The organism is Hoeflea sp. YIM 152468 (assembly GCF_029210485.1).
Classification (GTDB): domain Bacteria; phylum Pseudomonadota; class Alphaproteobacteria; order Rhizobiales; family Rhizobiaceae; genus Hoeflea.
On the sequence record NZ_JARGET010000035.1, the window covers coordinates 17,694 to 38,345 of the forward strand.

The 20,652-nt window shown below is 62.3% G+C and carries 18 protein-coding genes; 14 read left to right on the plus strand and 4 right to left on the minus strand.

Annotation, left to right across the window (positions count from 1 at the left end; translation table 11 throughout):
- Nucleotides 1–299 precede the first annotated feature (299 nt).
- The 12 genes from PZ897_RS17950 (at nucleotide 300) to PZ897_RS18005 (ending at nucleotide 12,944) form a co-directional block, all read left to right on the plus strand.
- On the plus strand, nucleotides 300–821 hold the full coding sequence (locus PZ897_RS17950) for an AprI/Inh family metalloprotease inhibitor (protein ID WP_275754038.1): 522 nt from the start codon (nucleotides 300–302) through the stop codon (nucleotides 819–821).
- 36 nt (nucleotides 822–857) lie between these two features.
- Nucleotides 858–2,036 carry a cell division protein ZapE gene (gene zapE / locus PZ897_RS17955; RefSeq protein ID WP_275754040.1) on the plus strand — a complete coding sequence of 393 codons (1,179 nt, stop codon included), beginning with the start codon at nucleotides 858–860 and terminating at the stop codon, nucleotides 2,034–2,036.
- Nucleotides 2,037–2,196: 160 nt separating this feature from the next.
- Nucleotides 2,197–3,159 (plus strand): malate dehydrogenase, encoded by a 963-nt coding sequence (mdh, locus tag PZ897_RS17960; RefSeq protein ID WP_275754042.1) that lies wholly within the window; start codon nucleotides 2,197–2,199, stop codon nucleotides 3,157–3,159.
- 135 nt (nucleotides 3,160–3,294) lie between these two features.
- A complete protein-coding gene (gene sucC / locus PZ897_RS17965) occupies nucleotides 3,295–4,491 on the plus strand; it encodes an ADP-forming succinate--CoA ligase subunit beta (protein WP_275754043.1) in 1,197 nt (398 codons plus the stop codon).
- 3 nt (nucleotides 4,492–4,494) lie between these two features.
- Complete coding sequence (gene sucD, locus PZ897_RS17970) at nucleotides 4,495–5,397, plus strand: succinate--CoA ligase subunit alpha (RefSeq protein WP_275754046.1); 903 nt, start codon at nucleotides 4,495–4,497, stop codon at nucleotides 5,395–5,397.
- An 8-nt stretch (nucleotides 5,398–5,405) separates the two neighbouring features.
- Nucleotides 5,406–5,702 carry a hypothetical protein gene (locus PZ897_RS17975; RefSeq protein ID WP_275754047.1) on the plus strand — a complete coding sequence of 99 codons (297 nt, stop codon included), beginning with the start codon at nucleotides 5,406–5,408 and terminating at the stop codon, nucleotides 5,700–5,702.
- Nucleotides 5,703–5,720: 18 nt separating this feature from the next.
- Nucleotides 5,721–6,131, plus strand: a complete 411-nt coding sequence (locus tag PZ897_RS17980) for a nuclear transport factor 2 family protein (protein ID WP_275754048.1) — start codon at nucleotides 5,721–5,723, stop codon at nucleotides 6,129–6,131.
- Nucleotides 6,132–6,192: 61 nt separating this feature from the next.
- Nucleotides 6,193–9,174 (plus strand): 2-oxoglutarate dehydrogenase E1 component, encoded by a 2,982-nt coding sequence (locus tag PZ897_RS17985; RefSeq protein WP_275754050.1) that lies wholly within the window; start codon nucleotides 6,193–6,195, stop codon nucleotides 9,172–9,174.
- 56 nt (nucleotides 9,175–9,230) lie between these two features.
- The gene (gene odhB, locus PZ897_RS17990; protein WP_275754051.1) at nucleotides 9,231–10,490 is read left to right on the plus strand and encodes a 2-oxoglutarate dehydrogenase complex dihydrolipoyllysine-residue succinyltransferase; all 1,260 of its coding nucleotides are present in this window, start codon (nucleotides 9,231–9,233) and stop codon (nucleotides 10,488–10,490) included.
- 10 nt (nucleotides 10,491–10,500) lie between these two features.
- A complete protein-coding gene (locus PZ897_RS17995) occupies nucleotides 10,501–11,016 on the plus strand; it encodes a hypothetical protein (RefSeq protein WP_275754053.1) in 516 nt (171 codons plus the stop codon).
- 24 nt (nucleotides 11,017–11,040) lie between these two features.
- Nucleotides 11,041–12,447 carry a dihydrolipoyl dehydrogenase gene (lpdA, locus tag PZ897_RS18000; RefSeq protein ID WP_275754055.1) on the plus strand — a complete coding sequence of 469 codons (1,407 nt, stop codon included), beginning with the start codon at nucleotides 11,041–11,043 and terminating at the stop codon, nucleotides 12,445–12,447.
- Nucleotides 12,448–12,461: 14 nt separating this feature from the next.
- On the plus strand, nucleotides 12,462–12,944 hold the full coding sequence (locus PZ897_RS18005; RefSeq protein ID WP_275754056.1) for a DUF2867 domain-containing protein: 483 nt from the start codon (nucleotides 12,462–12,464) through the stop codon (nucleotides 12,942–12,944).
- Between the two features lie 103 nt (nucleotides 12,945–13,047).
- Here the strand turns inward: PZ897_RS18005 and PZ897_RS18010 are convergent, their stop codons facing one another.
- From PZ897_RS18010 to PZ897_RS18020, 3 genes are all read right to left on the minus strand, one after another.
- The gene (locus PZ897_RS18010; protein ID WP_275754057.1) at nucleotides 13,048–13,398 is read right to left on the minus strand and encodes a hypothetical protein; all 351 of its coding nucleotides are present in this window, start codon (nucleotides 13,396–13,398) and stop codon (nucleotides 13,048–13,050) included.
- Between the two features lie 88 nt (nucleotides 13,399–13,486).
- Nucleotides 13,487–14,581, minus strand: coding sequence for a TraB/GumN family protein (locus PZ897_RS18015; protein WP_275754059.1), 1,095 nt, complete (start codon nucleotides 14,579–14,581; stop codon nucleotides 13,487–13,489).
- Nucleotides 14,582–14,735: 154 nt separating this feature from the next.
- The gene (locus PZ897_RS18020; RefSeq protein ID WP_275754061.1) at nucleotides 14,736–15,671 is read right to left on the minus strand and encodes a tyrosine recombinase XerC; all 936 of its coding nucleotides are present in this window, start codon (nucleotides 15,669–15,671) and stop codon (nucleotides 14,736–14,738) included.
- Nucleotides 15,672–15,857: 186 nt separating this feature from the next.
- On the opposite strand from PZ897_RS18020, the gene PZ897_RS18025 reads away from it, so the two are divergent.
- The gene (locus PZ897_RS18025) at nucleotides 15,858–16,766 is read left to right on the plus strand and encodes a 1-acyl-sn-glycerol-3-phosphate acyltransferase (protein WP_275754062.1); all 909 of its coding nucleotides are present in this window, start codon (nucleotides 15,858–15,860) and stop codon (nucleotides 16,764–16,766) included.
- A gap of 123 nt (nucleotides 16,767–16,889) precedes the next feature.
- Here the strand turns inward: PZ897_RS18025 and fsa are convergent, their stop codons facing one another.
- A complete protein-coding gene (fsa, locus tag PZ897_RS18030; RefSeq protein WP_275754063.1) occupies nucleotides 16,890–17,543 on the minus strand; it encodes a fructose-6-phosphate aldolase in 654 nt (217 codons plus the stop codon).
- 95 nt (nucleotides 17,544–17,638) lie between these two features.
- Here fsa and PZ897_RS18035 point away from each other — a divergent pair, with 95 nt between their 5' ends.
- Nucleotides 17,639–19,843: a primosomal protein N' gene (locus PZ897_RS18035; protein ID WP_275754065.1), complete on the plus strand. Its 2,205-nt coding sequence runs from the start codon at nucleotides 17,639–17,641 to the stop codon at nucleotides 19,841–19,843.
- The last annotated feature ends 809 nt before the right edge of the window (nucleotides 19,844–20,652 follow it).

Sequence of the window (20,652 nt, forward strand, 5' to 3'; positions counted from 1 at the left end):
AACCCCTTCCTCTGGCCCCTTCATCTGGACGACAAATTGCAGGCCTTGAACCAACCAGATACAGCCTGTTGTGTGTGTCCAACGGGATGCGCGGCGCTTTGGCCCGGGGCGGAAGCTGTGCAAATCCACGGGTGACAAATCAGGCATGACTGGTGTATTGGCATCAGTAACATTGGATTATTGTCCTGCTAATATGATGCTTTGGCCGGTTTGCCTTGCAATTTCCATCCTCTGGCCATTTTATGCGGTGTATTGGGACGAACAGCGAAGCACACGGTTCGCACAACTGGAGCATGTCGATGAAGATGCAAACCTTGCTGGTCGCCGTTGCGGTTGCCGCAGTTCTTGGCGGATGCCAGCGGACATCCTTCGGTGGCCTGAACACACAGCAGCAGCCCGCTCCGTTGATGCCGGCGCCGGTGGGCGGGGTGCAATCGGGCCAGCTTGCACCACCGATGACGCCGCAACCCGGCACATTCCCCGAGGCGCCCACAACTCCCGACCAGACGGCGCCGCAGATCGCCGCCAATCCGAATGCGCCGGAATTGACCCGCGAAGCCCTGATTGGCCGTTGGTCGGCGGGGACCGGCGGTTCAACCTGCGATGTGTTCCTGTCGCTGACCAAGTGGACCGGTGGCTATCGCGCCGCAAGCCGGGGCTGTGTCGGTGACGCGGCAGCAATTGCGGCCTGGGACGTCCAGGGCAAGCAGGTCATTCTGGCTGATTCCAGCGGCAACCAGATTGCCCGGCTCTACCAGTCGGCCAATGAACGCTATGACGGGTCGACCACCTCGGGCCAGTCAATCTCGTTTTCCCGGTAAGGCAAGGCCGCGGGTTCATGTGATAGGGCCTGTTTGATGAGCTGGAAAAGACACGACACGGTTGCCAGCGCCTACGCATCGCGCGTCAGCAGTGGTGAATTCTCCGAGGATCCGGCGCAGCTGCGGCTTGCGGCGCGGCTCGACATCCTGCTCGAGTCGCTGTCCAACCGGCGGCTTGCCAACAAGTCCAGCGCCCTGGGCTGGATGTTCGGGCGCAAGCAGAGTTCAAAGGCGCCATCGCCCGGGCTCTACGTTCATGGTGCTGTCGGGCGTGGCAAGACGATGCTCATGGACATGTTCTTCGAGCTGGTGCCGGCCAAGCGCAAGCGGCGGGCGCATTTTCACGATTTCATGGCCGATGTGCATGCCCGCATCCACGCCCACCGGCAGAAGCTGAAAGCCGGCGAGACCCAGGAAACCGATCCGGTGCCGCCGGTGGCAGAGCAACTGATCAGCGAGGCCTGGGTGCTGTGCTTCGACGAGTTCTCCGTCACCGACATCACCGATGCCATGCTGTTGTCGCGGCTGTTCGAGCATCTGTTCAAGCGCGGCTGTGTGCTGGTGGCGACGTCGAACGTCGAGCCCGACGCGCTTTATCGCGACGGGCTGAACCGGCAATTGTTCCTGCCCTTCATTGCGCTTTTGAAGACCCATGTCGATGTGCTCAGCCTCGATGCGCGCACCGATTACCGGATGGAGACGACAATCCGGCTTCCGGTCTATCATCACCTCACCGGTGACGGCGCGGGTGACCGGGTCATGGATCTGGCCTGGATGCGGGTGACTGCCGGCAAGCAGACTGCGCCCGACACTCTTGAGGTCAAGGGCCGCCATGTGGCGGTGCCGCAAGCGGCAGCGGGTGTGGCGCGGTTTTCCTTTGCAGACCTGTGCGAAAAGCCGCTGGGCGCGTCCGATTATGCGGCGATCAGCGAGCGTTACCACACCCTGTTTGTGGACCGCGTGCCGGTGATGACCCAGGCCAGCCGCAATGCTGCAAAGCGCTTCATAATCCTGGTCGACACGCTGTATGACCGCAAGAACCGGCTGTTTGTTTCCGCCGCGGCGGAGCCGGAGGATCTCTATCAGGGCCGCACCGGGGCCGAAAGCTTCGAATTCGCGCGCACGGCCTCGCGTCTCAACGAGATGCAAAGCGAGGCCTATCTGGAGGCAAGCCGGGCAAGCGAGGCCTCCGGCCTGTCCGGAACGGGTCAGTAATATTTACGTTTACGTAAGAATTTCAGAACCTAACCGATTGAAAAAGCACGTATCGAAAGATTGAGTTGCCACTTCCCGGCATTAGGGCTATGCGAAGTGCGAAACCGGGGCCGGGCGTGAGGCGGGTTCCAGAGCACAACGATCTGCGGAGATTTTCTTTATGGCTCGCAATAAGATTGCTTTGATTGGTTCGGGAATGATTGGCGGCACACTTGCCCATCTGGCCGGCTTGAAGGAACTCGGCGATATCGTCCTGTTCGATATCGCTGAAGGCACCCCGCAGGGCAAGGCGCTCGACATCGCTGAGTCCGCACCGGTCGAGGGCTTTGATTCCCGCCTGTCGGGGGCCAATGATTACTCCGCCATCGAAGGCGCCGATGTCTGCATCGTTACCGCCGGTGTCGCCCGCAAGCCGGGCATGAGCCGCGACGACCTTCTCGGCATCAACCTCAAGGTGATGGAACAGGTCGGCGCCGGCATCAAGAAATACGCGCCCAATGCTTTCGTCATCTGCATCACCAACCCGCTTGATGCGATGGTCTGGGCATTGCAGAAGTTCTCCGGCCTGCCGAAGAACAAGGTTGTCGGCATGGCCGGCGTGCTTGATTCAAGCCGCTTCCAGCATTTTCTCGCCGAGGAATTCAATGTGTCGGTCGAAGATGTCACCGCCTTCGTGCTCGGCGGCCACGGCGACACCATGGTTCCCTTAGCACGGTACTCGACGGTGGCCGGCATTCCGCTGCCTGACCTGATCAAGATGGGCTGGACCTCAAAGGAGAGGCTGGAAGAGATCATCCAGCGCACCCGCGATGGCGGCGCCGAGATCGTCAAGCTGCTGAAGACCGGTTCGGCCTATTATGCGCCGGCCTCGTCGGCGATCGTGATGGCTGAATCCTACCTCAAGGACAAGAAGCGGGTTCTGCCCTGCGCCGCATATTTGTCGGGCCAGTACGGCGTCAAGGACATGTATGTGGGCGTGCCTTGCGTGATCGGTGAAGGTGGTATCGAGCGCGTCATCGAGATCGAACTCAACAAGACCGAACAGAAGGCGTTCGACAAGTCGGTGGAATCTGTCGCCGGCCTCTGCGAAGCCTGCATCGCCATTGCCCCGAACCTGAAATAGCGGGTCACAGCATCATCGGGACGAAAACCAACCGGTTTCGCGTTCGGATTTGCACAAGGACAGGGGGCTGGAGCGCTATCATGGTTGATCCAACGTCAAGGCGCTCTACACCGTTCACTCAATCCAGGAGTTCCCATGAACATCCATGAATACCAGGCCAAGGCCCTTCTGAAGGGGTTTGGCGCGCCGGTGGCCGAAGGGGTCGCTATTTTTTCCGCCGATGAAGCCGAAGCGGCTGCGAAATCGCTGCCCGGTCCGCTCTACGTGGTCAAGAGCCAGATCCATGCCGGCGGTCGCGGCAAGGGCAAGTTCAAGGAGCTGGGTCCGGACGCCAAGGGCGGTGTGCGGCTGGCCTTCTCGATCGATGAAGCCAAGGCGCATGCCAAGGAAATGCTCGGCAACACGCTGGTGACCAAGCAGACCGGTGACGCCGGCAAGGTGGTCAACCGGCTCTATATCGAAGACGGCGCCGACATCGAGCGCGAACTCTATCTCTCGATCCTGGTGGACCGCACCGTCGGTCAGGTGGCCTTCGTGGTCTCGACCGAAGGCGGCATGGACATCGAGGCGGTCGCCCACGACACGCCGGACAAGATCATCACCGTCGCCATCGACCCGGAAACCGGCGTCACCGCGGCTGATCTGGCCAAGCTCAACGCTGCGCTGGAGCTTTCGGGCGATGCGGCCAAGGACGGCGAGACGCTGTTCCCGATCCTGTACAAGGCGTTTGTCGAAAAGGACATGGCGCTCCTGGAAGTCAATCCGCTGATCGTGATGAAATCCGGCCGCCTGCGGGTGCTCGACGCCAAGGTGTCGTTCGACAACAACGCGCTGTTCCGGCACGACGACATTGTCGCGCTCAGGGATCTCACCGAAGAAGACGCCAAGGAAATCGAGGCGTCGAAATACGACCTCGCCTATGTGGCGCTCGACGGCAATATCGGCTGCATGGTCAATGGCGCGGGCCTTGCCATGGCGACGATGGACATCATCAAGCTCTATGGCCAGGAACCGGCCAACTTCCTCGACGTCGGTGGCGGCGCCACCACCGAGAAGGTGACGGCGGCGTTCAAGATCATCACCGCCGACCCGGCGGTCAAAGGCATTCTGGTCAATATTTTCGGCGGCATCATGAAGTGCGATGTCATTGCCGAAGGCGTGATCGCTGCGGTCAAGGAAGTCGGTCTCAAGGTTCCTCTGGTGGTGCGTCTCGAAGGCACCAATGTGGAGCTCGGCAAGAAAATCATCAACGAATCCGGTCTCAACGTCATTTCAGCCGATGATCTGGATGATGCTGCACAGAAGATCGTCGCCGCAGTGAAGGGAGCCTGATCGATGTCCATTCTGATCGACAAGAATACAAAGGTCCTGGTTCAGGGTCTGACCGGCAAGACCGGCACGTTCCACACCGAACAGGCGCTGGCCTATCACGGCACGCAGATGGTTGGCGGGATTCATCCGAAAAAGGGCGGCTCCACCTGGGAAGGTTCGGGCGGCACGAATCTGCCGATCTTTGCATCGGTTGCCGAGGGCAAGGACGTCACCGGCGCCAATGCCTCGGTGATCTATGTTCCGCCGTCGGGCGCTGCGGCTGCCATCCTGGAAGCGATTGAAGCGGAAATTCCACTGATCGTCTGCATCACCGAGGGTATCCCGGTCGCCGACATGATCAAGGTCAAGGCCCGGCTCGACAAGTCATCGTCGCGGCTGATCGGCCCGAACTGCCCCGGCGTGCTGACGCCGGATGAATGCAAGATCGGCATCATGCCGGGTTCGATCTTCAAGAAGGGCTCGGTCGGGGTTCTCTCGCGCTCGGGCACGCTCACCTATGAAGCGGTGTTCCAGACCACCAATGAAGGCCTCGGCCAGACCACGGCTGTCGGCATCGGCGGCGACCCGGTCAAGGGCACCGAATTCATCGACATGCTGGAAATGTTCCTCGCCGATGACGAGACCAAGTCGATCATCATGATCGGCGAGATCGGCGGCTCGGCTGAAGAAGACGCGGCGCAATTCCTGATCGACGAAGCCAGGAAGGGCCGCAAGAAGCCGATGGTCGGTTTCATCGCCGGCCGGACCGCGCCGGAAGGCCGGACCATGGGCCATGCCGGTGCGGTGATTTCCGGTGGCAAGGGCGGCGCGGACGACAAGATCGCGGCGATGGAAGCCGCAGGCATAAGGGTGTCGCCTTCCCCTGCACGGCTTGGCACAACGCTGGTTGAAGTACTGAAGGGTTAGTACCTAACATGCATATGTCAGAGATGGCTTCCGGGACAGCCGAATGGGACGACACAGAGCCGGTTCGCCATCCCGGCGCGGCCGTCCACGCCTTGGGGCGCAGCGGCTCCTTCGGCCCTGAAGGCGCTGGCCATTGGGGCGAGAAGGAGCGCATCCGGTTCTGCCGTGAAGGCGAGCTGGATACGCGTCCGGCGGGTGGCCGTGTGTTCAAACCCAATCCCGGGACAAGCTATCAGGTCGCCTATGGGGCGGAGCGGCATCGCTCCAGCTCCGTGGGCGGCGCAAAACTGTTCATCGTTGATTGAAGCTTCGAGGTCAGATCCATGAGCGATGCCGTGCGGGAAACGTTGGACCGCTATTACGCCGCACTCAAAGCCGGTGACAGGGAGGCTCTGCGCAGCGTTGTCTCCGATGAAATCGAGGTTCATTATCCGGCGCCCGAAGGCCTGTTGCCCTGGGCCGGAGACTGGACCGGGTTCGAGGAATTCGAAACCTTTATCAAGACCCTGGGCGATCATCTGGTGATCGACATGGTAAAGCCGCTTTCGATGCACATAGCCGGGGACACCGTGATCACGGTGCTCAAGGGCGAATGGACGGTGAAAGCGACGGCACGCAAGGTGCACACGGAAACTGTCAATCTGTTCACACTACGGGACGGCAAGATCGTCCGCTACCAGGTTTTCAGCGACACAGCGGCGCTGGCGATCGGGTTGGGCAGGCTCGCGGCGTAAAGGCCGCACAAGCCACACAGTCTAGGATAGGCCGAATACGGCCCGAAAAAAGGTGAAATCCATGGCACGCAAAAACGAAGCCAACGACATCATGGCAAAGACCTCGTTCTTGTATGGAGGCAACGCCGCCTATATCGAACAGATGTATGCGCGGTTCCTGGATGACCCGGACGGCGTGCCGGCCGAGTGGCAGTCCTTCTTTGCCGAGCTGAAGGACGATCCGGATCAGGTTCGCAAGGCCGCGGCCGGGGCGTCGTGGAAACAGCCCAACTGGCCGGTTCGCGACAACAATGACCTGATTTCTGCGCTTGACGGCGATTGGGGTGCGATCGAGAAGGCCGTTGGTGAAAAACTGAAGGCCAAGGCGGCGGCACAGTCCGGCGACACTGCAGACGTGATGCAGGCGACGCGTGATTCGGTCCGGGCGCTGATGATGATCCGCGCCTACCGCATGCGCGGCCATCTGCACGCCAATCTCGATCCGCTCGGCCTCGCCCAGCCCGACAATGATTACAATGAACTGTCGCCGGAAACCTACGGCTTTACCGAGGCTGATTATGATCGCGAGATCTACATCGACAACCTGCTCGGGCTGGAATTCGCCACCATTCGCCAGATAATCGATATCCTCAGGCGAACCTATTGCTCGACGCTCGGTGTCGAGTACATGCACATTTCCAATCCCGACGAGAAAGCCTGGATTCAGGAGCGCATCGAAGGCCCCGACAAGCGCGTCGAATTCACCGAACTGGGCAAGAAGGCAATCCTGCAGAAACTGGTCGAAGCGGAAGGTTTCGAGCAGTTCATCGACGTCAAGTACAAGGGCACAAAACGCTTTGGTCTGGATGGCGGTGAATCGCTGATCCCGGCGCTTGAGCAGATCATCAAGCGCGGCGGCAATATGGGGCTGAAGGAGGTCGTCTTCGGCATGGCCCACCGCGGCCGGCTCAACGTGCTGACCCAGGTGATGGCCAAGCCGCACCGGGCGGTGTTCCACGAGTTCAAGGGCGGCTCGTTCAAGCCGGACGAGGTCGAGGGTTCGGGCGACGTCAAGTATCATCTTGGCGCATCGTCCGACCGTGAATTCGACGGCAACAGCGTGCATCTGTCGCTGACGGCCAACCCGTCCCATCTGGAAATTGTCAATCCGGTGGTGATGGGCAAGGCCCGCGCCAAGCAGGATCTGCTGGCGACGGTCTTCGAAGGCGACATCATCCCGCTCAAGGAGCGGGTCAAGGTGATGCCGCTGCTGCTTCACGGCGACGCAGCCTTTGCTGGGCAAGGCGTGGTGGCAGAGATTCTCGGCCTGTCGGGTCTGCGCGGCCACCGGGTTGCCGGAACCGTGCATTTCATCATCAACAACCAGATCGGTTTCACCACCAATCCGGGCTTCTCGCGGTCGTCGCCCTATCCGTCGGATGTGGCGAAGATGATCGAGGCGCCGATCTTCCACGTCAATGGCGATGATCCGGAAGCTGTGGTCTATGCCGCCAAGGTGGCGACCGAATTCCGCATGACCTTCCACAAGCCGGTGGTCGTCGACATGTTCTGCTACCGCCGCTTCGGCCACAACGAGGGCGACGAGCCGGCGTTCACACAGCCGAAAATGTACAAGAAGATCCGCAGCCACGAGACGGTTGTGACGCTGTATTCGCGCCGCCTGATCGAGGAAGGCGTGATTACCAAGGGCGAACTCGAGAAGATGAAGGCCGACTGGCGCGCCAATCTGGAAACCGAATTCGACATCGGACAGAGCTACAAGCCGAACAAGGCGGACTGGCTTGACGGCGAATGGACCGGGCTCAGGACCGCCGACAATCAGGACGAGCAGCGCCGTGGCAAGACCGCCATGCCGCTCAAGCAGCTGCGCGAACTGGGCAAGAAACTGGCGGAGGTTCCCGCGGACTTCAAGGTGCACCGCACCATCCAGCGTTTCATGGACAACCGCGCCAAGATGGTCGAGACCGGCGAAGGTGTCGACTGGGCCTTCGCCGAGGCGCTGGCCTTTGGCTCGCTGGCCATGGAAGGCACCAAGATCCGGCTGTCCGGCCAGGATGTGGAGCGCGGCACCTTCAGCCAGCGGCATTCGGTGCTCTATGACCAGGAAACCGAGGACCGCTATATTCCGCTCGCCAACATCACGCCCAATCAGGCCCGCTACGAGGTCATCAACTCGATGCTGTCGGAAGAGGCCGTGCTGGGCTTCGAGTATGGCTACTCGCTGGCCCGGCCCAATGCGCTGACCCTGTGGGAAGCCCAGTTCGGCGATTTCGCCAATGGCGCCCAGGTGCTGTTTGACCAGTTCATTTCCTCGGGCGAACGCAAATGGCTCCGGATGTCGGGGCTCGTCTGCCTGCTGCCGCACGGCTATGAGGGCCAGGGTCCGGAGCACTCGTCTGCCCGTCTCGAGCGCTTCCTGCAGATGTGTGCCGAAGACAATATGCAGGTCGCCAATTGCACCACGCCGGCGAACTATTTCCATATCCTGCGGCGTCAGGTGAAGCGCGATTTCCGCAAGCCGCTGATCATGATGACGCCAAAATCACTGCTGCGCCACAAGCGGGCGGTGTCGACACTGGCGGAAATGTCCGGCGAAAGCTCTTTCCACAGGCTGCTGTGGGATGATGCGGAAGTGCTCAAGAACGAGCCGATCAAGCTGGTCAAGGACAACAAGATCCGCCGTGTTGTCATGTGCTCGGGCAAGGTCTATTTTGACCTGTACGAGGAACGCGAGAAGCGCGGCATCGACGATATCTATCTGTTGCGGCTGGAACAGCTTTATCCGTTCCCGGCCAAGGCCTTGATCAACGAGCTCGGCCGTTTCCGCAATGCCGAGATGGTGTGGTGCCAGGAAGAGCCCAAGAACATGGGGGCCTGGTCGTTCATTGATCCCTATCTGGAATGGGTGCTGGCCCATATCGACGCCAAGTACCAGCGCGTCCGTTACACCGGACGGCCGGCCTCGGCCTCGACGGCGACCGGATTGATGTCGCGCCACCTTGCGCAACTCGAAGCCTTCCTTGAGGATGCGCTAGGGGGTTGATCCCGTCCGCGCGCCGCCCACCTGTGTGATGATTGAAAAGAACGGAAACAAATATCATGGCTACTGAAGTCCGCGTCCCGACCCTTGGCGAATCCGTCAGCGAAGCCACCATCGGAACCTGGCTCAAGAAAGTGGGCGACACCGTCAAGGTGGACGAACCGCTGGTCGAGCTGGAGACCGACAAGGTGTCCATCGAAGTTCCCTCGCCGGTGTCCGGCGTGTTGCAGGACATTCTCGCCAAGGATGGCGAGACCGTCGAGGTCAACGCGCTGCTCGCCCAGATCGCCGAAGGCGAGGCTGGCGCCGCACCGGCCAAGACCGACAAGCCCGAAGCCGTAGCGCAAGCGGCGGGCAGCTCGGGTGCCGCGACCACAGGCGAGGCCGCCGAGAAGACGGCCAAGGTTGCCGGTGAAAACGAGATCAGCGAAAGCAAGATGCCGGCTGCTCCCTCGGCGCAGAAACTGATGACCGAGAACAAGATCGCTGCCGGTGACGTATCGGGTTCAGGCAAACGCGGCCAGGTGCTCAAGGGCGATGTTCTCGACGCCATCGGCAAGGGGGCTAAGGCCGCTCCGGTCGCGGCTGCACCGCGCGCTGCGTCATCTGCCGATGATGCGCCGCGCGAAGAGCGGGTGAAGATGACGCGTCTGCGCCAGACCATCGCCCGCCGTCTCAAGGAAGCCCAGAATACCGCGGCCATGCTGACCACCTACAACGAGGTGGACATGAGCGCGGTGATGGACATGCGCAAGAAATACAAGGACCTGTTCGAGAAGAAGCACGGCGTCAAGCTCGGCTTCATGGGCTTCTTCACCAAGGCGATTACCCATGCGCTGCAGGAAATCCCGGCGGTCAATGCCGAAATCGACGGCACCGACATCATCTACAAGAACTATTGCCATGTCGGCGTCGCTGTCGGCACCGACAAGGGTCTGGTGGTGCCGGTGGTGCGCGATGCCGACGAAATGGGCATTGCCGAAATCGAGAAGGAAATCGGCCGCCTGGGCCGTGCGGCGCGCGATGGCGAGTTGACGATGGCCGACATGCAGGGCGGTACCTTCACCATCTCCAATGGCGGTGTCTACGGATCGCTGATGTCCTCCCCGATCCTGAATTCGCCGCAATCGGGTATTCTCGGCATGCACAAGATCCAGGAGCGTCCGGTGGCAGTCGGCGGCCAGGTGGTGATCCGGCCGATGATGTATCTGGCGCTGTCCTATGACCACCGGATTGTCGACGGCAAGGACGCCGTGACCTTCCTCGTCCGGGTCAAGGAAAGCCTGGAAGATCCGGAGCGCCTGGTCCTCGATCTGTAGGGAGCCGGAGATGTCCCCGGCCCGGCTTTGCGTGCTGATGCTTGCGGCCACCGTGATGGCCGCAAGCGGATCACCGGCAATCGCCGCCTGTCCGCAGGCGCTGGCTGTGTATGGCGAGGCGAGGTCGGGGGCCGAGATCGGTTTTGCCGGACCGCTGTCGGAAGCCGACGGCATGCAGCACCGCTTCAGTCTGGTGTTTGCGGAAAATGACGTGACGATGGACGGTGTGGTGATGATGGCGGGCGAGCCGGACCGGCCCTGGGGGGTGATCCTGCATGATTGTCCCGAAGGTGACGCCACCGGAGCCGAGATCGCCGCCTGCACCGTCTGGCAAGGCGTCATCTATAGCGTCGCCAGCACCGGCGAAGCCGGCTGGCTGCCGGTGCTGGAGGCCGATCATGAGGCCGGCGACAGTCTGCTGCTGCCGGATTTCGGCGCGGCGGTGATGCGGTCGCGGGCATGGCAGGCCGGCCAGATTACACTGCTTCCCGGCGATGTGTTTCAATTGAAGACCTGCCAGGAATGAATTTCGGATCATAAGGAAAAGACCATGAGCTACGACGTCATCATCATCGGTTCCGGACCCGGCGGCTATGTCTGCGCCATCAAGGCGGCGCAGCTCGGCCTCAAGGTGGCTGTGATTGAAAAGCGCGAGACCTTCGGGGGCACCTGCCTCAATATCGGCTGCATCCCGTCCAAGGCGCTGCTGCATACGTCGGAAGTGTTTCACGCCGCAGGCCATTCGATGGAAGCGCTCGGCGTTGAGGTCGGCAAGCCCAAGCTCAATCTCGAAAAGATGATGGCGCACAAGGATGCGACGGTGAAATCCAATGTCGATGGTGTGGCTTTCCTGTTCAAGAAGAACAAGATCGACAGCTTCATCGGCCATGGCAAGGTTCTCGGCGAAGGCAAGGTTTCGGTGACTGCCAATGACGGCAAGGTGACCGAACTTGAAACCAGGAATGTGGTGATTGCCACCGGGTCCGACGTTGCCGGCATTCCCGGCGTCGAAGTCGATCTCGACGAGAAGATCATCATTTCGTCGACCGGCGCCATCGCGCTTGACAAGGTGCCGGAGCATATCGTGGTTGTCGGCGGCGGTGTCATCGGTCTGGAAATGGGCTCGGTCTGGGGCCGGCTGGGCGCCAAGGTTACCGTGGTTGAGTATCTCGACAAGATCCTGGGCGGCATGGACGGAGACGTCGCCAAGCAGTTCCAGCGGCTTTTGAGCAAGCAGGGCATGGCGTTCAAGGTCGGCAGCAAGGTGACCGGGGTGGAGAAGACGGAGGCAGGCGCCAAGGTCTCCTTCGAACCGGTCAAGGGCGGTGACACGGAGACGATCGACGCCGATATCGTGCTGATCGCCACCGGCCGCAAGCCCTACACCGAGGGCCTCGGGCTTGAGGATGCCGGCGTGGTGCTCGACGACCGCGGGCGGGTGCGCACGGATCATCACTATCAGACCAATGTACCCGGCGTGTACGCCATCGGTGACGTGATCGCCGGCCCGATGCTGGCGCACAAGGCCGAGGACGAGGGCGTGGCGCTGGCCGAAATCATGGCTGGCCAGGCAGGCCATGTGAATTACGACGTCATTCCCAGCGTGGTCTATACCCAGCCGGAAGTGGCCGCTGTCGGCAAGACCGAGGAAGAGCTGAAGTCTGAAGGCATCAAGTACAAGGCCGGCAAGTTCCCGTTCTCGGCCAATGGCCGGGCCCGGGCCATGCAGGCCTCGGACGGCTTCGTCAAGGTGCTGGCGGATGCGGAGACCGACCGGGTTCTGGGCGTGCACATCATCGGCTTCGGCGCCGGCGAGATGATCCACGAAGCCGCGGTGCTGATGGAATTCGGCGGCAGTTCCGAAGATCTCGGACGGACCTGTCACGCCCACCCGACGCTGTCGGAAGCGGTCAAGGAAGCGGCGCTTGCGACCTTCTTCAAGCCGCTGCATCTCTAAGCGCGCCGCGCCGGATGTCAAAGGCTGCGAAAGTCCGCGAGATTCCGGTATCACTGCCGCATCCGGCTCTGCCGGGCGCGGATTGGGGCGATTGCTTTGAGACCCGGGTGGATGGGTCCGGTTTGACGCCGGAACGGGCCGCACGTGAGGCATTCGAGCGAATGCCCGGGTGGGTTGACGCATTGATGGCGCTGAGGAATCTGATGGTCCGGCCGTTCGGCCTCAAGGGTGATCCGGCCGCTGTCGCCGCGGGCGCGCCGCGTGTGGGCATGTTCCCGGTGATCAGCCGGACCGACGCCGAGATCGTGCTCGGGCTTGATGACCGGCATCTTGATTTCCGGATTGTCGTGCAGACCGAAGCTTCCGGCGACCGGCACACCACAGTCCGGATGATGACGCTGATCATGCGCCACAATCTGCTGGGCCGTGCCTATCTCGCGGCGATCATGCCGTTTCACAAGCTGATTGTCGCACGCACATTGTCGCGGCTTGGCTGATCCGGCCAATGCGCGGCACACAAATAAGCAGTGATGTCACGGCGAAACCGCCCGGCTGGTGCCGGGCGGTTTGACCTGGTCCTTCCCGTTGGCGCTTGTGCGCTTAGCCGTCGGTGGCCGGTGCGGGCGCGGTTTCCAGTGGGGCCGCAGGGGCAGCCGGGTCGGCGGCTTCAGGGATCGCCGGCGCGTCGGGAGCGGGCACCGGACGCGCCGGTTCGATGGCAGCATCAGGTGCAACCTGTTCATTGATTTCGGCGCCGGGTGTGGTGGTGTTGACCGCCTGATCATCGCCTGCCGACCAGAACACAAAGCCTATGATGGCCAGCAAGACCACCAGCACGAGGGCGACCAGCGCTCCGGTCGAGCTGCCCGACTTGACGACAGTGGATTCGCGAACATGTTCATGCGGACGACCCGGCTCGCCGGGACGGTTGGATGGGGTATATTCGACCATTTGACATCTCCTTTGACAGTCATGTGATCGAAACGCCTTGCCCCCGGATTCAGTTCCTGGTTCCGCATACACCAATGGTTACAGTTTGTTACTGCACGAGACCGACCGAGTAGCCGGCGTCCTGCAGCAAAGCCACCACGCCTTCGTCACCGGGCAAATGCAGTGCGCCGATGGCGATGAAGGCGTCTCCCTGATCAAGGATCGGGGTGGCGCGTTCGGCCATGACATGGTTGCGCATCGTCACAATGCGCTTCTCGAAGTCGGCGTAGCCGCTGGCGTCGTCGCCGGTTTCTTCCGGGCCGGCGGCGAGGATGACCGGCATGATCTGGGCAATCTCGCCATCGAGATAGAGCCCGGTCATGGTCGCCATGATGTCCGGCATCAGGTCTGCCAGCCGCACGGTTTCGACCAGGCCACGGATGTGGAAATCCATCGGCAGGTCGGCCATGGCGGCGATTTGTTCGCCGATGGTTTCAAGCCCGAGCACCTGTTTGCCATTGGCCTTGGCGGTGTTGGCAAGCTTGACGTCGAGAAAGTCGATGCCGGCTGCCTTGCGGGCGAGTTCGCAGGCGGGCAGGGCCACCAGCCCGGCGATCATCCACGGTTTCATCTTCGAAACCAGCGCCAGCGGAATGCCGCGACGCGCCAGCTCGGCTTCAACCAGTGCGGCTTCGCCCTCGTCCAGAAACGAAGTCAGCGTGGTGTCGCCGGTAAACATCGTCAGGTCCGGGTCGGCCATAAGTGCGGCTTGCGCTGTGGCCGGATCGAGGATGTCGATGGTCTCGATCACCACGGTGCCGGCATTTTCAAACGCGGTCCGGGCAACGCCGGGCATTTCGGTGACACGCGGATCGGTGACGTGCATGGTGCCAAACAGCCACGACGGCTCAATCCCGGCTTTTTCGACCTTCCACAGCAAGCCCCTGCCATTGCGGACGCCTGCGGCGGCGGCGCGGGCTTGGGCCAGCTTGTCGGGGGCAACGGCAGCCAGCTTGTCGACCAGGCTGACGCCTGAGCAGGCGGCGGGTGGTTCCTCGGCCTGGGCCTTGCCCGCACCCCAGATGAGACCCAGCACCAGCAGGACCAGCAGCGCCAACGGCAGCGAGGCAGCCAGGGCGAACACCACGTTCGGCAGGTGCGCGCAGGTGCTGCGGACGCGGGACAAAACGGGGTGGTGTTGCATGCGGGATTTTCCTCATGGATTTGACCAGCCAGCCTATCGGATGCTCGCTGACAATCGGGTTAACCGATGCCCCGGCTTCCGGTGATGGTAAACGCAAGCTTAACCGGCAGCGGCGCCGCGCATCCACGCGTTATGCATTAGGCAGGGCGCGGGTTCAGGCGCGCGGGTGGGCCCGGTCGTAGATATCGATGAGGCGGCTGGCGTCGACGCCGGTGTAGATCTGGGTCGATGACAGGCTGGCATGGCCGAGCAGTTGCTGGATGGTTCTGAGATCGCCGCCACCGGCCAGCAGATGGGTGGCAAAGGAATGTCTCAAGGCGTGCGGGGTGGCGCTGTCGGGCAGGTCCAGCGCAGCGCGCAGGCGCCGCATTTCCTTTTGCACGATGGCTGCCTGCAGCGGCCCGCCGCGCACGCCGCGAAACAGCGGTTGATCCGCATCCGGGGAATAAGGACAAAGATCCCTGTAGGTTGCGATGGCCGCGCGGGCAACCGGCAACAGCGGCACGATGCGGGTCTTGCCGCCCTTGCCGGTGATTCGCAGGGTTTCGCCGTCGCGCGGCAGATCGCCCGCGGTCAGCGCCAGGGCTTCGGAAATACGCAGGCCGCAACCATAGAGCAGGGTCAAGACGGCGGCGGTGCGGGCGGCAACCCAGGGCTCCTCAGCCAGTTGCAGATCGGCGTCGACCACGCGCAGCGCGTCGCCGGCGTTGAGCGGTCTGGGCAGGGATTTGGGCTGCCGCGGCGCCCGTGTGGCGGTGGCGCCTGCGGCATTGGCCAGGCCCTTGCGTTCGAGATGGCGCAAGAATGACCGGATGCCGGCAAGGCCTCGGCCCAGGGTTCGCGCGCCGGCGCCGCCGCGGCGGCGTTCAGCCAGAAAGGCGCGCAGGTCAAGCGGTCGCAAATCGGCAAGATCGGCAATCCGCGGCGGACCGCCGAGATGGATGGTCAGAAAGCTCAAAAACTGGCGCAGGTCCCGCTCGTAGGCCTCGGCGGTCTTGGCCGAAAGACGGCGTTCCTCGCTCAGCTGAACAAGCCAGCTTTGCTGTTCTGCAATGACATCCGGAGCGGCGGTGACAAGCGGTTGCTGCATGGTATTTCCGTTGGTCGGGAGCGCGCAAGGAGTTGATCGGAAGACTGAGCCTGCGGGCCAGTTGGGGCTTTACTATTGCATAGTGGGCTTAGCGAGGGGTAAACGGGTGCGGTGAACCGATGTCATCCTGGCATCACAATTTGTTGCCATTGGTTTGTCAGCGCGGACTTAGGAGAGGTCGAATCCATGGCGAATGTGGCTGAGATTTCAGACCGGTTGCAGGTGCTTGCGCACGGCCGCCCGGGACATATCATCGACCGGCTGATTGCCGAGCGCGGCGGGCGGCTGGTCGAGCACCCGGCCTGGCCGCTGATGCGGCCGCTTCTTTACGCCACCCTGAAATATGGCGCCGCCGTGCGCATGGCCGATGCAATCGGGCCGATATCCGGTCACGGAGCGTTCCAGCACATGAGTGATTTGCTCAAGCTCGATATACAGTCGGTCGGTGAGGTCCGGATTCCAAGCAAGGGCAAATTCCTGCTCGTCGCCAATCATCCGACCGGCATTGCCGACGGCGTGGCGATGTTCGATTTCCTGAGCCGGCACCGGCCGGACATGATGATCTTCGCCAACCGCGATGCCGTGCGGGTCAGCCCGCGCATGAACGAGATCATCATCCCGGTGGAATGGCGCGACGAGTACAAAAGCCGGGACAAGACCCGCGAGACGCTGCAACTGACCAACCGGGCGGTTCAGGACGGAAAGGCGACGGTGCTGTTTCCCTCGGGCCGGATCGCCTACTGGAACGAGGGCAAGCTGACCGAGCGGCCGTGGAAGATGTCCGCCGTCACCTTGGCGCGGCGGCATGGCCTGCCGATCCTTCCGGTCAATATCTCGGCACGCAATTCCGGTCTGTTTTACTGGCTGTCAAAGCATTCGACCGAGCTTAGGGACATGACCGTGTTTCACGAGCTTCTCAACAAGAAGCGCCACACCTTCCGGTTCACCGTGGGTGAGCCGATTCTGCCAGAGGGCCTGGATGCGGATCCGGCGGAGGCGGTCAGGGCGCTGGAATATCACACCGTGCACGGCCTTGCGGCCAATCCGGACCGGGCCTTCGAACCCGCGCCTGAGGGCTGGTCCCAGTCAGCCTGACTGGCCGGCATCGGAGAGCTGGCGGTTCGGGTGTCCCAATCTTGTTGTTCCCGCACAAAAACGGCCCGGAATATCCGGGCCGCTGACGTCTCTGTTGCCGCGCCTGATCAGGCGTTGGTCTGGTCAGGCGATGGTCTGGCCGGTTTTTTTCCAGTCGGCCAGAAACGCTTCCAGACCCTTGTCGGTGAGCGGATGCTTGACCAGCGCCTTGATGGTGGAGGCGGGGATGGTAGCCACATCGGCGCCAATCAGGGCGGCGTCGCGGACATGATTGACGGTGCGGATCGAGGCCGCGAGGATCTCGGTGTCAAAACCGTAATTGTCATAGATCTGGCGGATTTCGCGAATCAGGTCCATGCCGTCGATGCCCATGTCGTCGAGGCGGCCGATGAACGGCGAGATGAAGCTGGCGCCGGCCTTGGCGGCAAGCAGTGCCTGGTTGGCGGAGAAGCACAGCGTCACATTGGTCATGTGACCCTCAGCGCTCAGCGCCCGGCAGGCTTTCAGGCCATCAAGCGTCAGCGGCAGCTTGATGCAGATGTTGTCGGCGATCTTGGCCAGCACGGCCGCTTCCTTCATCATCGCATCATAGTCGGTCGCCGCGACCTCGGCGGACACCGGGCCCTCGACGATGGAGCAGATTTCCTTGGTGACCTCGACAATGTCACGGCCGGATTTCATGATCAGCGAAGGGTTGGTGGTGACGCCATCGATCAGGCCCAATTCGTTGAGCTCGCGGATCTCGTTGACGTCGGCGGTGTCGACAAAGAATTTCATTTCAGACTCCAAAGCTGCAGAAGCCGGGGTGACCGGCGCGTCAATGATCAAATCTGGGTTCCCTTTAGCCCAAAGCGGAGGCAAGGTCACGCCACATGAGCAAAGATTCGCGACAAAATGAAGACGGGCTGTTTCCGCGCCAGGTGGTTCCGGTGCTGATCCCGATGCCGGCCGAGCGCGCCTATTCCTATGCGCTGCCGCAAGGCACCGACGCCGCCCCCGGCCAGATCGTGCAGGTGCCGCTCGGGCCGCGGCTGGTGCCGGGCGTTGTCTGGGACGGATCTGCGGACGTGATCAGCCCGGGCAAGCTGCGCGAGGTCGTGCAGGTGTTCGACTGCCCGCCGATTGTCGAGCCGATGCGCCGCTTCATCGACTGGGTGTCGGCCTATACGCTGTCGCCACCGGGGCTGGTGGCGCGGATGGCGCTGCGGGTGCCGGCGGCGTTTGATCCGGAGCCGATGATCGATGCGCTGCGGTTGACCGATGCGCGCCCGGAACGGCTGACGTCGGCGCGGCAACGGGTGCTGGCGCAGGCCGACAACGGTCTGGCCTGGACCCGCAGCGGGCTGGCGCACGCCGCCGGCGTCACCCCGAGCGTGATCGACGGCTTGCAGGCGCAAGGTGTGTTCGAGCCGGTGAGATTGCCGCCGCCGCCGGTGGTGGCCACACCTGATCCCGACCATCAGCCGGCGCTGCTGGAAACCAGCCAGGCCGAGGCGGCAGACGCGTTGCGGCAAACGGTCGCCGGCGGCGGCTTCAGCGCGACTCTGCTCGATGGCGTCACCGGATCGGGCAAGACCGAAGTCTATTTCGAGGCCATTGCCGAAACCCTGCGGCAGGGCCGCCAGGTGCTGATCCTGCTGCCGGAAATCTCGCTGACCAGCGCCTTTCTCGACCGCTTCCACGCCCGCTTCGGGGCGCGGCCGGCGGAATGGCATTCGGAGATGGCGCCCAGGACCCGCGAAAAGGTCTGGCGGCAGACCACCGAGGCCCAGGTGCGGGTGGTGGCCGGCGCCCGCTCGGCGCTGTTCCTGCCGTTTGCCGATCTCGGCCTGATCATCGTCGATGAGGAGCATGATCCCGCCTACAAGCAGGAAGACCGGGTGTTTTACAATGCCCGTGACATGGCGGTGGTGCGCGCCCGGCTGGCGGATATCCCGGTGGTGCTGGCCTCGGCGACGCCGTCGATCGAAAGCCGCGTCAACGCCGCCCAGGGCCGCTACCGGCATCTGGTGCTGTCGGGCCGCTATGCCGATGCCGGGCTGCCCGATCTCAAGCTGGTCGATCTGCGCCGCCATGCCCCGGCGCGCGGCGGGTTCCTGTCGCCGCTGCTGCTGAAAGCCATGGCGGCAACGCTCGAACGCAAGGAGCAATCGCTGCTGTTCTTGAACCGGCGCGGCTATGCGCCGCTGACGCTGTGCCGGGTCTGCGGCCACCGGTTCGAATGCCCGGATTGTTCGAGCTGGCTGGTCGAGCACCGGTTTCGCGGCCAGTTGCAGTGCCACCATTGCGGCCACAACGAGCCGGTGCCGCAGGCCTGCCCGTCCTGCGGCACGCTCGATCATCTGACGGCCTGCGGGCCGGGGATCGAGCGGATTGCGGAAGAAGCCGACAAGCACTTCCCCGATGCGCGGGTGATCGTGCTCTCATCCGACATGGCCGGCGGCACGCGGCGGCTCCGGATCGAGCTCGAGGCGATTGCCAGGGGCGAGGCCGATATCGTCATCGGCACGCAGCTGGTGGCCAAGGGGCACAATTTTCCGCTGATGACGCTGGTCGGCGTGGTCGACGCCGATCTGGGGCTGTCCAACGGCGATCCGCGCGCTGCCGAGCGGACCTATCAGCTGCTCTCCCAGGTCACCGGCCGGGCCGGACGCTCGGGGCGCAAGAGTCTCGGCCTGATCCAGACCTATCAGCCGCAGCACCCGGTGATGCAGGCCCTGGCCTCGGGCGATCCGGAAGCCTTTTACGAGCGCGAAACCGATGAACGCAGCCGCGCGGTGCTGCCGCCCTTCGGCCGGCTGGCGTCGGTGATCATCTCGGCCGCAACCCGGCCCGAGGCCGAGGGCCATGCGCGGGGTATACGGGCCGCGGCGCCCTCCCTGCCCGGCATCATGGTGCTGGGCCCGGCGGAAGCGCCGCTGGCGCTGATCCGCGGCCGCTACCGTTTCCGGCTCTTGGTTCACGGCGAACGCGGGCGCGACATGCAGGGGTTCATCAGACAGATGCTCGGCCAGGGCCCGAAGCCGCGCGGCTCGGTGCAGGTCCAGGTCGACATCGATCCGCAGAGCTTTTTGTGAGGGTGGGGGGAGATGGGCGGGGAGCGCGGGTGATCGCTCCCGGGCCGTTTCAGATGTTTGCCGCAAATGTTGCTTTGGTGAAAATGGGTGGGAGCGGGCTTTCGCTGCAGGCTGCGCAGAGGTTATGTCAATTTACGAAAAGCAGACATCCTTCCGACGGAGATTCATTCCGTGATGCTGTGCCACCGCATGGCCGCTCCGAGACCGAGGTGGACCCACCAATTTCGTGGGAGGTTACCCGCGCATGCCGATAGATTGTAGGAACTTGTCAGAATGTCTCGGAGTCAGTTCTCAAGACAACTCATCAAGCGGCTAGCTCTGTAAGCCGTGGTAGGATGCACGAGTTTAATTGGAAATGACATGGCGTCATCTACCTGGTTTCCTCCGTGAATGCCCAGTCGGTTTACGGAGCCGTGTCCGCTTCTCAGGTAGTCTCTGACATTGTGTTCTGTCATGAAAAATAGTTCGCCCTCATCCTCACGTGAGTCTTGGAAACGGCTCTGTAGTTCAAGGAAATTTGCTCGATACTCATGCACTCCCCCTCGAAGTTGGCAGACACCAAAGAGAGCGAAATTCCCAACTAATTCCTCGAATATAAGGGACCAGAAGCGAAACTGAACTACGTGTTCCTGAACTGCTGACCATGTACCTCTCGGATCAAGTGAGTATTTCCCCCTAAGTGGGAAAATTTCTTCACATATAGCTCGCCGAGAAAGACTCTCTGCCGCAGAGACGCCCGCAATAGATGACCTGAGCCCCTTAACTTCCTCCAAAATTTGGTAGAGTCCGTCACGACAAGGAGACGGACG

Coding starts and splice junctions, on each gene's coding strand:
- PZ897_RS17975 (WP_275754047.1), top strand. CDS start 5,406: ATGCATATGTCAGAGATGGCTTCCGGGACAGCCGAATGGGACGACACA.
- fsa (WP_275754063.1), bottom strand. CDS start 17,543: ATGAAATTCTTTGTCGACACCGCCGACGTCAACGAGATCCGCGAGCTC.
- PZ897_RS17995 (WP_275754053.1), top strand. CDS start 10,501: ATGTCCCCGGCCCGGCTTTGCGTGCTGATGCTTGCGGCCACCGTGATG.
- lpdA (WP_275754055.1), top strand. CDS start 11,041: ATGAGCTACGACGTCATCATCATCGGTTCCGGACCCGGCGGCTATGTC.
- PZ897_RS17980 (WP_275754048.1), top strand. CDS start 5,721: ATGAGCGATGCCGTGCGGGAAACGTTGGACCGCTATTACGCCGCACTC.
- PZ897_RS18020 (WP_275754061.1), bottom strand. CDS start 15,671: ATGCAGCAACCGCTTGTCACCGCCGCTCCGGATGTCATTGCAGAACAG.
- PZ897_RS18015 (WP_275754059.1), bottom strand. CDS start 14,581: ATGCAACACCACCCCGTTTTGTCCCGCGTCCGCAGCACCTGCGCGCAC.
- PZ897_RS17950 (WP_275754038.1), top strand. CDS start 300: ATGAAGATGCAAACCTTGCTGGTCGCCGTTGCGGTTGCCGCAGTTCTT.
- odhB (WP_275754051.1), top strand. CDS start 9,231: ATGGCTACTGAAGTCCGCGTCCCGACCCTTGGCGAATCCGTCAGCGAA.
- mdh (WP_275754042.1), top strand. CDS start 2,197: ATGGCTCGCAATAAGATTGCTTTGATTGGTTCGGGAATGATTGGCGGC.
- PZ897_RS17985 (WP_275754050.1), top strand. CDS start 6,193: ATGGCACGCAAAAACGAAGCCAACGACATCATGGCAAAGACCTCGTTC.
- PZ897_RS18035 (WP_275754065.1), top strand. CDS start 17,639: ATGAGCAAAGATTCGCGACAAAATGAAGACGGGCTGTTTCCGCGCCAG.
- zapE (WP_275754040.1), top strand. CDS start 858: ATGAGCTGGAAAAGACACGACACGGTTGCCAGCGCCTACGCATCGCGC.
- PZ897_RS18025 (WP_275754062.1), top strand. CDS start 15,858: ATGGCGAATGTGGCTGAGATTTCAGACCGGTTGCAGGTGCTTGCGCAC.
- sucC (WP_275754043.1), top strand. CDS start 3,295: ATGAACATCCATGAATACCAGGCCAAGGCCCTTCTGAAGGGGTTTGGC.
- PZ897_RS18010 (WP_275754057.1), bottom strand. CDS start 13,398: ATGGTCGAATATACCCCATCCAACCGTCCCGGCGAGCCGGGTCGTCCG.
- sucD (WP_275754046.1), top strand. CDS start 4,495: ATGTCCATTCTGATCGACAAGAATACAAAGGTCCTGGTTCAGGGTCTG.
- PZ897_RS18005 (WP_275754056.1), top strand. CDS start 12,462: ATGTCAAAGGCTGCGAAAGTCCGCGAGATTCCGGTATCACTGCCGCAT.